Origin of the sequence: Parabacteroides massiliensis (assembly GCF_900155425.1) — a bacterium.
GTDB lineage: Bacteria > Bacteroidota > Bacteroidia > Bacteroidales > Tannerellaceae > Parabacteroides > Parabacteroides massiliensis.
Genome location: NZ_LT700191.1, coordinates 1,426,710 through 1,441,198, shown reverse-complemented (window position 1 = coordinate 1,441,198; position 14,489 = coordinate 1,426,710). Strand labels below are relative to the sequence as shown.

7 protein-coding genes are annotated in these 14,489 nt (G+C 46.9%); 4 read left to right on the top strand and 3 right to left on the bottom strand.

Features of this window, described 5'->3' with window-relative positions:
* The first annotated feature begins 67 nt into the window (after positions 1-67).
* The 4 genes from BQ9893_RS16950 to BQ9893_RS16935 all read left to right on the top strand — a co-directional run bounded on the left by BQ9893_RS16950 (position 68) and on the right by BQ9893_RS16935 (position 6,485).
* Positions 68-1,594, top strand: coding sequence for a sulfatase (locus BQ9893_RS16950; protein ID WP_244155211.1), 1,527 nt, complete (start codon positions 68-70; stop codon positions 1,592-1,594).
* Positions 1,595-1,601: 7 nt separating this feature from the next.
* Positions 1,602-2,594: a metallophosphoesterase family protein gene (locus tag BQ9893_RS16945; RefSeq protein ID WP_244155167.1), complete on the top strand. Its 993-nt coding sequence runs from the start codon at positions 1,602-1,604 to the stop codon at positions 2,592-2,594.
* A 109-nt stretch (positions 2,595-2,703) separates the two neighbouring features.
* Entirely contained in the window at positions 2,704-4,851 is a 2,148-nt protein-coding gene (locus tag BQ9893_RS16940) for an alpha-L-fucosidase (protein WP_075967016.1), read from the top strand.
* Positions 4,851-6,485 carry a CARDB domain-containing protein gene (locus BQ9893_RS16935; RefSeq protein ID WP_075967015.1) on the top strand — a complete coding sequence of 545 codons (1,635 nt, stop codon included), beginning with the start codon at positions 4,851-4,853 and terminating at the stop codon, positions 6,483-6,485. Before BQ9893_RS16940 ends, BQ9893_RS16935 begins: the two co-directional genes overlap by 1 nt.
* A gap of 90 nt (positions 6,486-6,575) precedes the next feature.
* On the opposite strand, the gene BQ9893_RS16930 is transcribed toward BQ9893_RS16935, so the two are convergent.
* From BQ9893_RS16930 to BQ9893_RS16920, 3 genes are read right to left on the bottom strand one after another with little or no spacing between them, the layout of a single operon-like run.
* The gene (locus BQ9893_RS16930) at positions 6,576-8,861 is read right to left on the bottom strand and encodes a glycosyl hydrolase family 95 catalytic domain-containing protein (protein ID WP_075967431.1); all 2,286 of its coding nucleotides are present in this window, start codon (positions 8,859-8,861) and stop codon (positions 6,576-6,578) included.
* Positions 8,862-8,906: 45 nt separating this feature from the next.
* Complete coding sequence (locus tag BQ9893_RS16925) at positions 8,907-11,669, bottom strand: glycoside hydrolase family 2 protein (protein WP_075967014.1); 2,763 nt, start codon at positions 11,667-11,669, stop codon at positions 8,907-8,909.
* Between the two features lie 9 nt (positions 11,670-11,678).
* Positions 11,679-14,489 carry a sugar-binding domain-containing protein gene (locus tag BQ9893_RS16920; protein ID WP_075967013.1) on the bottom strand — a complete coding sequence of 937 codons (2,811 nt, stop codon included), beginning with the start codon at positions 14,487-14,489 and terminating at the stop codon, positions 11,679-11,681.

The following is a 14,489-nucleotide window of genomic DNA, read 5'->3' as shown; positions in this document are numbered from 1 at the left end:
TGTATGAAAGAAACACAATTATAACAATAGCAACATCGTGAATAGAAGAAAAAAATTAGCTTTCGGAATATCATTAGCATTTCCTTGGCTTTTATCAGCGCAAGTATCTCACCCTAATATCGTATTGTTTTTGGTGGATGATATGGGATGGCAAGATACATCGGTTCCCTTTTGGGATCAGGAGACTCCTTTTAACAGGATGTTTCATACACCGAATATGGAGCGGTTGGCCCAACAAGGGGTAAAGTTTACATCAGCCTATGCGTGTAGTATAAGTTCTCCTACCCGGATTAGCTTGTTTACCGGAATGAACGCTGCACGGCATCGGGTAACAAACTGGACATTGCATCGCAACCAGGAAGTCGACAGCAAACATAAGGTATTGGATTACCCGCAATGGAACGTAAACGGATTGTCTCCGACTACAGGTGTTGAACGGACCTGCCATGCCTTGCCTTTGGCACAGGCATTGAAAGATGGCGGGTATTATACCATACATTGCGGAAAGGCTCATTTCGGTGCTATCGGTACTCCCGGAGAAAACCCGTTGAATTTGGGATTCGATGTAAATATTGCCGGACATGCCTGCGGTGGTCCTGGTTCTTATTTGGGTGAAGATAATTATGGGGACTTTCCAGGAAAAGAGAAAAATATTTGGGCTGTTCCAGGGCTGGAGAAATATCATGGGACAGACGTATTCCTGACCGAGGCCTTGACTCGCGAAGCTATTGCTCATCTGGATAACCGCGACAAGAAGAAACCGTTTTTTCTGTATATGTCACACTATGCTGTACATGTTCCGGTTAAAGCCGATAAGCGTTTTTATCAGAAATATCTGGACCGGGGTTTGGACAAACGGGATGCCGCTTATGCCACTTTGGTTGAGGGAATGGATAAAAGCTTGGGAGACTTGATGGATTATTTGCAACAAAACAAGCTTTCGGATAACACGATTATCATTTTTATGTCGGACAATGGAGGTTTGAGTGTCGAACCGAGTGTGAGAAGCGGAAAGCCTAACACACATAACTGGCCGTTGAATAGCGGGAAAGGATCAGCTTATGAAGGCGGAATCCGTGAACCGATGATTGTTTCATGGCCGGGAGTGACGAAAGCCGGAACTTCTTGTGATGACTATTTGATGATAGAAGATTTTTATCCGACGTTGTTGGAGATGGCAAATGTAGATATGCCGAAAACGCCTCAGGTGATTGATGGTAAAAGTTTTGTTCCATTGCTTACCGGAAAAGGTCAAAATCCATCTGAAGGACGTTCGCTTTATTGGAATTTCCCCAATAACTGGGGACCGACCGGTCCCGGAATCGGAGCGACTTGTTCCATCCGCAAAGATGATTGGAAACTGGTTTATTATTACGAGACAGGTCGTAAAGAGTTGTTTAACATACGAACAGATATTAGCGAAGAACGGGATTTGTCGGCAGAAGAACCGGAACGGGTAGAAAAACTTTCTGAAGAGTTGGGCAATTATCTGCGCGAGGTCGGGGGACAACGTCCGATATTCAAAGAGACCGGCAAACCAACTCCTTGGCCGGATGAAATAAAAGATTCCAATAATCCATATTCTACAAATTAATACTTATATGACCTACTTAAAATCAGCGTATTTATGTTTAGCCGTAGCTGCAATAGGGCTAGTTATGGCTTCTTGCGAGAAAAAAGAAGTTCCGGTAAGGTTTGCTATCGCATCGGATTTCCATGCGCCGGATGTTCCAGGTGGACAGGAACGTGTTGAAGCTTTTATCAAAGCTGCCAATGATGAGAATGTGGATTTCATCATAGACCTGGGGGATTTTTGTCGGCTTGACAGTGCAAGTCAAGTGTACAGAGATATATGGAACAATTTCAAGGGAGAAAAATATCATGCCATAGGGAACCACGATCTTGACCGTTATAGCGTAGACGAATATGTGGAAGGAATGGGTATGCCGAATCGTTATTATTCATTTGACAAGGGTAATTTCCATTTTGTGGTACTTGATGGTAATAATTATTCTGATGGAAAAGAAATTATTCATTACGACCATGCGAACTACGGGAAGTATCCATATAGTAACCATTCGTATATGGACAAAAAACAAATGGAGTGGCTGGAAAAGGATTTGGCCTCAACAAATCTGAAGACTGTTTTGCTATCTCATCAAAGTATTGACAGTGAACTTAAAAACGGTGCTGAGGTACGGAGTATCCTGGAAAAAGAGAACAAACGTGCGGGGTTTAAGAAAGTAGTGCTTGCTTTCAGTGGGCATAATCATAGTAATTACACGAAAAAGATCAATGGGATCAGTTATATGCAAATCAATAGTGCTTCCTATGTTTGGATAGGGAAGCCGACTATGACGGAAAAGAGATTTCCGGAAGAGATCAACAAGAAATATTCGTTGATGGCATACTCTATGATGTATGATAAACCGCTGTATGCAATTGTTACGTTGACAGAAGAAGGTGCTGATATAAAAGGAACTAAGGCCAATTTCATACCACCGACACCGAAAGAAGTCGGATTGGGCGATTCTATAGGCGTTTATCCGCTTGTATCAACGATAGAGGATGTTTATGTTAATTTTGCAGATTAGCAATAGAGAATACCATGTGACCTTTACATATTTTTCTGCTGGTTAATGGGTTGAATTAGAGAATTAAAATGTATATTTGGTTTCTAAATATATTATCAGATTAAAACACATGAAAAAAATCTATTCTTTCTTATTAGGAACATTGCTTCTTTCTGCCTGTTCTCAAACACAAGAATCAAGTATGCCTTTGCAAAATACGATTAAAATCGAGGAGGGTGACAGTAAAGAACTCATTATTGAAAAAGCGGCTCATGTAGTGCCTACTCCCAATCAGTTGGCGGCTTTGCAAAATGAATTTATCGCCTTTATTCATTTCGGACCGAACACTTTTACCCGGATGGAATGGGGGAACGGGATGGAAGATCCGAAAATCTTCGATCTGAAAGAGTTGGATACCGACCAATGGTGCGAAGCGATGAAAGCGGCCGGAATGAAAATGGTCATTTTTACAGCGAAACATCATGACGGGTTTGTCTTGTGGCAAAGTCGTTATACGAAGCATGGCATCATGTCGTCAAACTTCCGGAATGGGAAAGGAGACATTTTAAAAGACCTGTCTGCTTCTTGTCAGAAATACGGATTGAAGTTAGGAGTGTATCTTTCACCGGCCGATTTATTCCAGATAGAAAGTCCTGACGGTTTGTATGGAAATTTGAGTAAATATACAAAACGTACCATTCCACGAGAAGTGCCGGGCAGACCGTTTGCCAATCAGACAAAGTTCGAATTTGAAGTAGACGATTATAATGAATACTTCCTGAACCAGCTGTTTGAAGTATTGACTGAATACGGTCCGGTTCACGAAGTGTGGTTTGACGGTGCACACCCGAAGCGCAAAGGAGGGCAGACTTACAACTATCCGGCCTGGAAAGAAATGATCCATAAGTTGGCACCGGATGCCGTGATATTCGGCCGTGAAGATGTACGCTGGTGTGGCAACGAAGCCGGAGGAACTCGTCCGACGGAATGGAACGTAATCTCTTACCAGGCAGATCCGGATACAATGACACAGTTTGCTGACATGACAGATCCTATGTTGGGCGACCGCGAGCAGTTATATCAAGCCCAATATTTGCATTACCAGCAGGCAGAAACCAACACTTCTATCCGCGAAGGCTGGTTCTACCGCGATGATACACACCAGAAAGTAAGAAGCGCCGATGATGTGTTTGATATTTACGAACGAGCAGTAGGAGGAAACTCTACTTTCCTGTTGAACATACCTCCTAATCGTGACGGCAGATTTTCGCCCGCAGATGTCGAATCGTTGAAAGAAACCGGCAAGCGGATTCATGAGACATACGGTACTGACCTGTTGGCAGGAGCCAAAGGTCCGAAAGAAGTCTTGGATGGAAAAGAAGATACTTATTTGTTGATGAAAGATAAGGAATTCACAGTGACAACGCCTTCTCCGGTGACAATTAACCGTATCATGCTCCAGGAAGCCATTGCCACTCATAGCGAACGTGTGGAAAAATATGCGATAGACGCATGGATCGACGGAGCATGGAAAGAAATTGCGGTTTCGACCAATATCGGTTATAAACGTATTCTTCGTTTTCCGGAAGTGACGACCGATAAACTTCGTTTCCGCTTGTTAGAATCCCGTCTGACTCCGGCTATCAGCCATATCTCCGCTCATCATTATAAATCTCGTCCACCCCAGTTGAGTTTTAGTCGGGACATGGATGGAAAAGTGACTATCAAACCTAAATTGCAAGATTTCGAATGGAAGTCTCACGGACAGAATGCTGCTGAAAATCTGAATGTAGGATATAAGATTTATTATACGACAGATGGTACCGAACCCAACGAGACTTCTACCGAATATAAAGAACCGATCGTTTTGGATCGTTGTGAATTGAAAGCGATTGCTGTTTTGCATGACGAAAAAGGCACTGTAGCCAGCGAACGGCTCGGTTTGATTAAGAAAGACTGGAAGTTGTCGGAAGTAAATGGCAATCCGCTGTATCTGATTATTGATTTAGGAAAGGACAAAGGGCTGAACGGGTTGGCTTATGCTCCGCAGGCCGGCAAGAGTTTCAAAGGAGGCGTGACCAAAATCGTTGTCAAAGCCAGCAACGATGGGAAACAGTGGAAAACGGTGGAAAGTGTAGAGTTTGGCAATTTAGTGAACGATCCGACCAAACGTTTCCACTATTTCAAGGAAACAATTCCTGCCCGTTATGTACGTATAGAACCTACTGTAATAGCACAGGAAGGAAAACTCACACTGGATAATATAGACCTGCTATAATGAAAGGAATATATTCAATTCGATTGCTGCTTGCAGCAGCCTGTCTGGCTCCCTTGTCACTGACCGCCCAAATCACGGAAAGGGAACGTCCGGCAGAATGGAAACACCTCATTACAGGTGGACGCTATATGGATCGCTTCAAAGCAATGCCCGAAGGTACGCTATCCAAAGACACATGGGGAGCGGACAGTGTACGCCCCCGCTATATCGACAACGGTATCGAGCGTCCCGACATCTCGTTTTGGGGAGGTAATATCATACAGACGCCTGACCGGAAATATCACCTATTTGTGTGCGGATGGCCCGAAAGCGCACCCAAAGGACACATGGAATGGCCCAACTCCACGGTCTATCATGCAACCGGCGACCGATTGCACGGACCTTTTGCCATTCAGGATACAATTGGGAAAGGGCACAATCCGGAGGCTTTCATCCTGAACGACGGACGGATCGTCGTATATGTTATCGATGGGTATTACATAGCAGATAATGTCAACGGTCCTTGGCAATATGGGAAGTTCAAATTCGATCCTCGCGACCGGAAAATCATCGAGGGATTAAGTAACCTCAGCTTTGCCAAAAGACAAGACGGATCATATCTGATGGTTTGTCGTGGAGGAGGCATCTGGATCAGCCAAGATGGTATTGCTCCTTACGAGCAGATAACGGATAAACGAGTTTATCCTCCTGTAAAAGGAGAGTTCGAGGATCCGGTCATTTGGCGGGACTCTTTACAGTACCACTTGATTGTGAATGACTGGCTGGGAAGAGTCGCCTTCTACCAACGTTCCAAAGACGGCATTCACTGGATTACGGAACAAGGGGAAGCCTATATGCCAGGAATCTCTTTCCATCGGGACGGATATGTCGAACATTGGTTCAAATACGAACGGCCGAAAGTCTTTCAAGACAAACAAGGGCGTGTCGAACAAATGAACTTTGCCGTAATCGACACTGTCAAATGGGACGATCATGGCAATGACAACCATAGTTCGAAAAACATTTGTATCCCGATGAACAAGGGAATGCTATTATCGGTATTGAACCAAACCCCAATAACGGCATCTACCCCGACCATTCAAGTCAAAATTTTGGCAGAAGAGGGGTTCGATCCGCTTCAAGACATCGATCTGGCCTCCTTGCGGTTCGGTTCCTACAATGAGGTGAACTTCGGCAGAGGATGTAAAGTGACCAAAACCGAAGTGTCAGGAAAAGACCTTATCCTGACATTCGAAGGCAAGGGGAGCGGTATCACACCGGATGAATTCGCTCCGAAAATGATCGGAAAAGACAAAAACGGGAAACTGTTGTTCGGGTATGCGAGCCTACCTTATATCGATTACAAGCCGGCTCTATTGTCCTGCCGACGCCCCGTTTACCGGAAAAGTCAGAACGAGATCGGACTGGAAGTCCAGAACTTCGGATTATCGGCATCAGGAGAAACGAGGGTCGAGATCAAGCAGGACGGAGTACTAATGGGTTGTCATACGGTCAAGCCTCTGCAACCATACGAAAAAATCAACCTCACCGTTACTCCTAAAAAAGGGAAATGGGCAGATAAGGCGAATTATCAAGTAGTCTTCCTTCAGAATGGTGAAGTCGTAGAAACAAACAATTTCAATATATCCGAATAAGCACTTATAAACATAAAACACAGTACGCCGATAACACGGACTTAATAATCTGTCCCTATGTTATCGGCGTAGCTATTTATAACAATTTATTTATAACAATGCCACGGTTACTGTCTCGCCTTTCTGTGTTTCCAGAATCAGGATACCTTCCTCTACCCGTTCCTTCCCTTTATTGCCTGTTACGGAAGCGACTTTGCATCCTTCAGGGATAGCCAAACGTAACGTTCCACCCTGTTCAGGCAGTATCCGGACTTGCCGTACCTGTCCTGCTACCTTTTCGGCCGAGACAAGAAAGGCCCCCATCGCACGCAGCTTGTCAAAGGCGACATCTTGCCAAGCAGCTGGGATTGCCGGGAATATCCGGATAACGCCGGTATGACTTTGCAACAACATCTCCTGTACGCCGGCAGCAAAGGCAAAATTGCCTTCAAGAGTAAACGGACGATAGGTAAACTTTGATTTTCCGCTCTTTGTCTGGTCTCCATTCGCGTGAAACGTATTCGGAAGGCAGAAACATTCGGCAAAGGTCCGTAATGCTTCGGCAGCCCCTTCTCCATCAAAAGCACGGGCTTTCATGTTTCCGAACCAGCTATAGGAATAGCCGCACCAGTAATCCGGTCCGAAATCTTGCAGCTTTTTTAAGGTCGCCTTTATGATCTTCTGCGATTTCTCGCCTTGGCTCCAATCAACAAGTCCAAGCGGATGAATGGACATAGCGTGCGAAAAATGGCGATGAGACTGTTCGTAAGGAAAGCCTTTCGCAAGAGCGAGAGCTCCATCTTCATCCAGACTCAGATCAGACAACTGGGCACCGACAGCCTTCCAATGAGCGGCCTCGTCTGCCAGAGACAATTCGGAAGCCAGCTCGGAAGCGGCATCAAAAGCGAAATGCATCAGCGAAAGGTCAAAATTCGTCATATCCTTGAACCAGGCATCAATCGAATTGTCGAATATCTCCGGACTGGAACTCAGCGGTAACTTGCGCACTCCGTTCGCATCAATGACAGATATCTGCTCCAGATAGGTTACCACGTCTTTCAGGAATGGATATGCACGTTCTTCGAGGAACGTCCGGTCTGCAGAATATTTCCATTGCAGGTAGAAATGCTGGGCTAACCAAGCGCCGACCGTCGGTGACATGGAATACTGTATCCAACCGCCCATCGGTTCGCCGGTCAAGGTACAGACACCGGGTACATTCATGCCATCTGTCTCAAAATACTGGCGAGTATATTTCTTATACACATCGCGCTGGTTCCAAAGGGTATTCAAGTACCCCATCCCCTCCTTCAAATGGTTACCGGTATAAGCCGGCCAATAGCTCAATTGCGTATTCAGATCGTGATGATAATCTCCTTTCCAAGGAGGCAACAGACCGTTATCCGCAGTCCAAACCGCCTGGAGAGAGATAGGATAAGAGTCTTCTCGTGTGGCAGAACCAAACTTATACATCTCATTGTCGTACTGTTTTTGCAGAACCGTATCCGGTAGCGAGACTGACGATTGAGCCCAATAGTCTTTCCAAAAGTCCATATGCGAACGATAGTCTGCCTCCACGCCACGCTCCATTGCCTCTGCCGTTTCCCGGTCTGCACGGTCGGTAACCAAAGAAGAGGTCAGGCTCCATACGCCACTGAGCGTACCATCTTTCTGTTGCCACCGGACAACCACGTCATACGAAAAGCCTCCCCAACCTTCTTGGTGAAACGTAGTCGTGCCATTTTCCTTTTGCATCGTTCCCTGTTCATATCCGAGACGCCCCAGAGCCGGACCGGCATGTGAGTTGTCACCGGCAATCTCATGCGGGTTACTGTAGCGAGGTGCTACAATTTCCGGTGAGACCGTGTCCGGTAGATTCTCAAAGACGAACCATCCGACCGGTTCGGAAGCGTGCACAAACGTTTTCAACTTCGTTCCGTTCTCCCAAACCACTTCACAGAGAGCATTATTCAAGAAAAGATGTACAGAAGAGACCTTCCCTATCTTCAAAGGGAATTCCAATGCTGCTCCCGGTATCTTGGAGGGGGCGGGAAAAGCATCATAAGGATGGTCGAACTTCTTCTGTACCGGCAGGTAATCTTTCTTTTTCACCTGCTCGCATACCCAGGCAAAGCGGTTATTCTCACCAGCAATACTATCCGATGGCCGCAGATCCCAAAGATCCGTCCGATCCAGCGAAAGTCGCAAAGCCGAATCGCGTTGCCAAACCAAAGCCCCTACTGTGGCGTTTCCTAACGGGATACCTTCATCCCAAGTCTTAGCCAAATGATTAAACTGCAAGTCACTGCCTGTCGGGGTGACGGGCAGTGACTCCTTTTCACAACAGGCAGCCAACAGGCATACACTTATGCAGGTTATCCAAAATTCCCTTTTCATTTGTATCAAATCGATATTATTCTTTTTGTTCAACAAAAATACGATTTATTGATTTAATAATTGCTTGACAGCTTCACTCGAACGAGTTTCCGCCTTCCGGATTTTGTCGTAGTCGAACAGGGCATCGAGCTCGTAGGGCTGTAAAGTGACAGTCGGGGCAAAACGGTCGGAAGCGACATAATTGCGAACCGACATCAACAGTTGTTGCATGGCCGGACGTTTCTCTATATCCTTAACCGGATCGACCGCAAGGACAAACAGCTTACCGCTACCGACACAGGCCTCAAACGAGACACCGAGCTTGCGGTTGAATTCATAGCTATCGACACTCTGGATGACAGGAGTCAATGCACGTATATCGGTCAAGTCGACAGCTGTCGCATAGTTCAGGATATCCCACCACTGCCAGTCTGCGTAGTAGGAGGTCGGAAAGTCACGGAAAACCGGATGTCTATGTTCGATGCACGTTCCGACAATCATCGGTTTCCAGTTGAACATGATCGGATTCCAGAAATGGCCGACAAAATGTGTTTTTCGTCCAGCACAGCTATCTGGGATCAATAGGACGTTCTCACCTTTTTGAAGAAGTTCTTTCGCTTCGCTCCACCGGCGAACATATTTGTAGCCTTCGGATGCAGGCTGCTTGACAGCAGGATAGACCCATATATCCCATTCGTTACGGATGTTCCCGGCAATACGCGCTTTCAGGGTGTAGCGTCCGGCGGTCGTGATCTTGTCCAACGGGATATGGATAACCCCTAAAGAATCGACCGTACTGAACGGTATTTCCTTATGACTCAACTTACCACTTGCCGCAATATCTCCGCTTTCATCTTCAAGTTGCCAAGTCAGCTGGCCTTTACGGATCGCTTCGGGGCCGAAATGATAAATTTCCATCTTCACGGTAAAAGTCTCCGCATTCGTATAGGTTCGCTTCGGCAGACGTGCCAACAGGACGATCGGGGCACATGACTCGCGGTATTTCTCCGGTGTCACCAGTCCTTTGCTTTCCCAAAAAGCATCCAAGATGCCGACAAAAGCACTTCCTTGTCCGGGAAAATCCGAAAGGCCAAGCAACTGGAAACCTCCGGAAGTGGAAGTTCGCAATAAGGCTTCGTTCACCTCCTTATACTGAAGTACGGTATGTGCGCCTGTCGCCCGGAAAAAATCACCCGCCTGATGCAACATGCCGTTCTTAGCGAGACGGTCTTGATAGACTTTGAAGTTACGAGGTTCGAGGACACCTGTATACTTCTTCATCTCCTCGAAATCAGGGTACATGCAACGCTGTCCTGTTTCGTGGGCAATGACCGGAACATCAATAGCCGATTCTTCGGAACGATCCCAGTCGGTAGAAGGTTTGCCTTCGTAAACGGTGATCCAACGCCGGTTGGTATCACCGACACTGGCTGCCACATGAGAAGTATAATATTGATCGGCAGCCACATGCGTACGAGCTGTGGAAGCCGAATAAAGATGACGGCTGTCATAAGCTTGCCCTTTCTTCACAAGGTCTTCGAGAACAGCAAAGTCTCCTTCGTTCTCATTACCGTTACAATAGAGGATAAAGGAAGGATGATTACCATATTCATCCAATATTGCATACATTTCCCGCTCGAAAAAGTCACGACGGGCCGGGTATTGCCCTACATCCTTGATCCACATCGGAAGTTCGACTTGCAGATACAATCCTAATTCGTCAGCGGCATCGAAAGCGGCTTCCGGTGGACACCAGGAGTGGAAACGGACATGGTTCATTCCATGGTCTTTAACCGTACCCATAATACGTTTCCACTCCTTCACATCCGTAGCCGGATAGCCGGTAAGCGGAAAGACGCAACAGTCCAAGACACCACGCAAATGGATATCGCGACCGTTCACACGGATATGATGCCGACCTTGTTCTACATGACGCATACCGAAGACGGACGTATATGTGTCCTCACCAGCCTCCGTCGTAAGGGTAGCAATCAGTTCATACAGAGCGGGGGAAAACTCGTTCCACAGTTTTATGTCTTTGCCTAAAGCCAGTTCTTGTTCGATCTTGTTCTCTTTGCCGGAAAGAGATAGGGGAATTACTGTCTGGCAAACTTCTTTACCATCCTTCTCCCGGATACGGAGGGTGAGTTCTCCCTTTGTTGGGTTGTTTCCTGTAACGTGGAGGGCAAGGCGTACATTTACCTTCTTCGCTTCGATATCGGGATAAATTTTCATCTTCCCGATATAGCTGGACGGTTTGGCAATAAGTTCCATCCGGCCGACAACACCGTTCCAGTTAGTTTGCGTGTATTCGGTTGTTCCGTGGTTCCACTGGTCCATCGGGTATTTCAGACGGTTATCGACACATAGTGTCAGGGTATGCAGGCCGGGGGTCAATTGCTTCGTCAAGATAAAGCGGTTCGGAGTGGAAAGGCGTTCATCGGTCGCAACCGGTTCACCATCCACAAAAACGGCAGTTTCCCAATGGCAACGTTCCAACGAGAGAATGATTTCTCTTTCTTCCCATTCTTTGGGTATCACAACTTCACGCTGATACCATGCCTGTCCGCAATATTCAAACTTGCGGCTCAGACGATCCACATGGGCTACGATATTCCGGATCCCTTTGCCCCCTTCATCCATAGAACCGGGCAGCTCGATCGTTTCCGTCAGTTTACTCAAATACAATTCAGATCCGGGAGTCTTGCCGAATCCCATCGGATCCAGTTGAAAACGCCACAGGCCGGAGAGATCCATCCGGTCGGTCTGTGCCGCCTGAACCATCAGGCAAGCAAACAGGCCGATCAATAACATAGAGAGTCTTTTCATTCTTTGCTCTTATTTAGTGTATAATACGTCTTCTATTTTCAACTCCTGCGATGGGTTGAACGATTCGGATGTCATATATTCCAAAAGGCTTTGCCGAAACTGGGCCGCCGCCGGACGTTTATCCAAATCGTTTTGCAGATCGGCACCACAAACCAACAATTTGCCTTTTCCGACATGGGCTTCGTAAAGCATTCCGAGTTTACGGTTCGTAAACCAGTCGTCGACAATATGGACAATCGGACGGAAATCCTTCGGATAATCATCTAAAATCATGGCATTGCAACGGTTCATCAGATCCCACCATTGGTAGTCACTCACTCCCTCATTCGGGAAAGCGGCCAATGCCGGATGTTTGGCATCACAGCAGACACCAAGCGTATGCGGAGCCTGCCCGCGAGTCCAAGCCGTATTCCAGAAGATACTGGAGAATCCGACAGCTATGTCACCTCCCTTTTCAGGCGGGACAGTCCCATAGGTCAACAGTAGGACAGATTCACCCTTATTCAGTTTATCCTGCGCCGCCCGATCCAGACGTGTCGTAATATACGGGAGATTATCGATCGTTTTTTTCACTGCCGGATAGACCCAGATATTCCACTGATTCCGTATATCCGTGTTCTCGACTCGAACAGAGACAAGAAGTTGGGAAGGCTCCTTGATCCCAGACAGATCACAGAGGACCGTTCCGGCAGGTATGCAATTACCAAGGGGGATCTCACGCGTGAAAGAGCCTTCCTTCAATATCTGTTTATCTGCAGTCGAAACAGTCCAGCGAATCGTTGTTTCGGGAAGCGGTTTCTCGCCGAAGTGAGCTATTTCCAACGGAACTTCCAGTTTTTCATTATTCAACCAAACCATTTTCGGAAAGCGGGCCAGCGGAACAGTGCTGTTACAGAACGTGCGGTATTCTTCACCCGTTACATATCCTTTATCGTCCCAAAAGGGGTCGAGCACACCGACCAAAGCCGTTCCCTGTCCGGGGAAATCATGCAAGTCAAGCAGTTGAAAACCGGCAAAACCCAATGTACGGAGAGCTGCTTCGATATCAGCCTTATAGCAAAGGGTCTGCAGACGACCGGAAGCATAGAGGAATTTCTCTCCCATATCTTCCATGCCTTTCTCGGCTAAAGTCTCCTTGAATATTTCCAAGTTTTTGGCCTTCAGTACACCTGTATATTTCTCTATTTCCTTGAAGTTAGGATAGACGCACCACTGCCCGATTTCGTGACTGACAGTCGGCATATTAGTTCGGATCTTGTCTACAAAATCATAATCCGTCCGGGGAGCTTCCCTGTTGATAATACTGTTGATACCGGCGCCCCAAGCCTGTATACGTGGATTGGGGGTGTTCCAGTAGTCGGCATTTTCCACATACGGCCATCCGGCAGCGCTGGAATAAACACGGCGAGGATCTTCCCTCTTCCAATGATCGACCAGACCGGAAAGATAGCGTACCTGGTCTGCCCCACCGGGTTCATTACCGTAGACCATCATACAGAAAGAAGGATGGTTGCCGTATTCTTCAAGGATGCGGTCGCTCTCCTCCTTCAACCACTGATCCTGCGGTTTGCCACTACCGACTTCCGCCCATCCGCCGCATTCTACTTGCAGGTAAATTCCCATACTATCGGCCACATGAAAAGCGGCTTCCGGAGGACACCAGGAATGGAAACGGACATGATTCAAACCATATTCTTTACAAGTACGGTAGATCTTCGCCCAATAATCATTTTGCATGGCGGGATACCCTGTCAGCGGAAATATACAGCATTCGAGCGTACCACGTAGGAAAATGGGCTGCCCGTTGACCTCGAAACGTGTACCGTTTGCCTTGAACTCACGGAAACCGAAATCGTAAGTCTTTCTGTCAACTCCATCCGGTGACTGCAACAAGACATTCATCCTGTAGACATTTGGGGTATGCTCTGACCAGGTTTTTAAGTCTTGTCCCATATCCATAGTCGCTTCGATATAACTATCCGAGTCCTTTGCATCGATTTCCACCTGGACAGATTCACCGACCGGATCTCCTGAAGCAGTTTCCGCCTGCAAGGAAAGAGTCAAGTTATCTTTTCCGGCATTTCCCGCCAGCCGTATTTTTAATTTAGCCTGCCTTTTCTCTATATCCGGATAGATTTGGACGGATTCGATATACCGGGAAGGTTTTGCCGACAGCTTGATATCCCCGATAATGCCGTTCCAGTTACTTTGCGTATGGTCGGAGACACTATGTGCATTTATTCCGACATCTACATAAAGGCGGTTATCCACACGCAATGTAATTGTATGCTCTCCAGCTTGCAGGCCATCCAGGACAAAACGGTTAGGGGTCTGAAGGGAATTCTGTTCACCGGTTTTCTTACCGTCCACATAGAGTGTCGTCGCCCAATGTGTCCGCTCCAAATAGAGGATAACCGGTCGGTTCTCCCAACCGGAGGGGATATTCACCTTCTTCCGATACCAGGCTACACCTACATAATGCTTGTCCGGATTTAACCAGAAAGGAACTTTGATATTACCCGGTTGCCGATATTTGGCATATTCGGGAGCATTATACCAGGAACTATCAACTACCTGTCCGGTCCACCGGGTATCCAGGCTGACATCTTCGCCTTTCCCTTGTTCTTGTAATGAACCCGGCAAACGGACAACGTCTCTCAAGTCTTTATTCTGCCACTCCTGCCCTATTCCGGCATCTGCCGGATCCAAAGCAAATTGCCACTCACCAGCCAAAGACAGTTCGGAAGAAGTCTCTTTACAGGAAAGAAAGAATACCAGGCTTATCAAAGCCCAAAATAAAAAGAAGTTCACCTGCTTCAT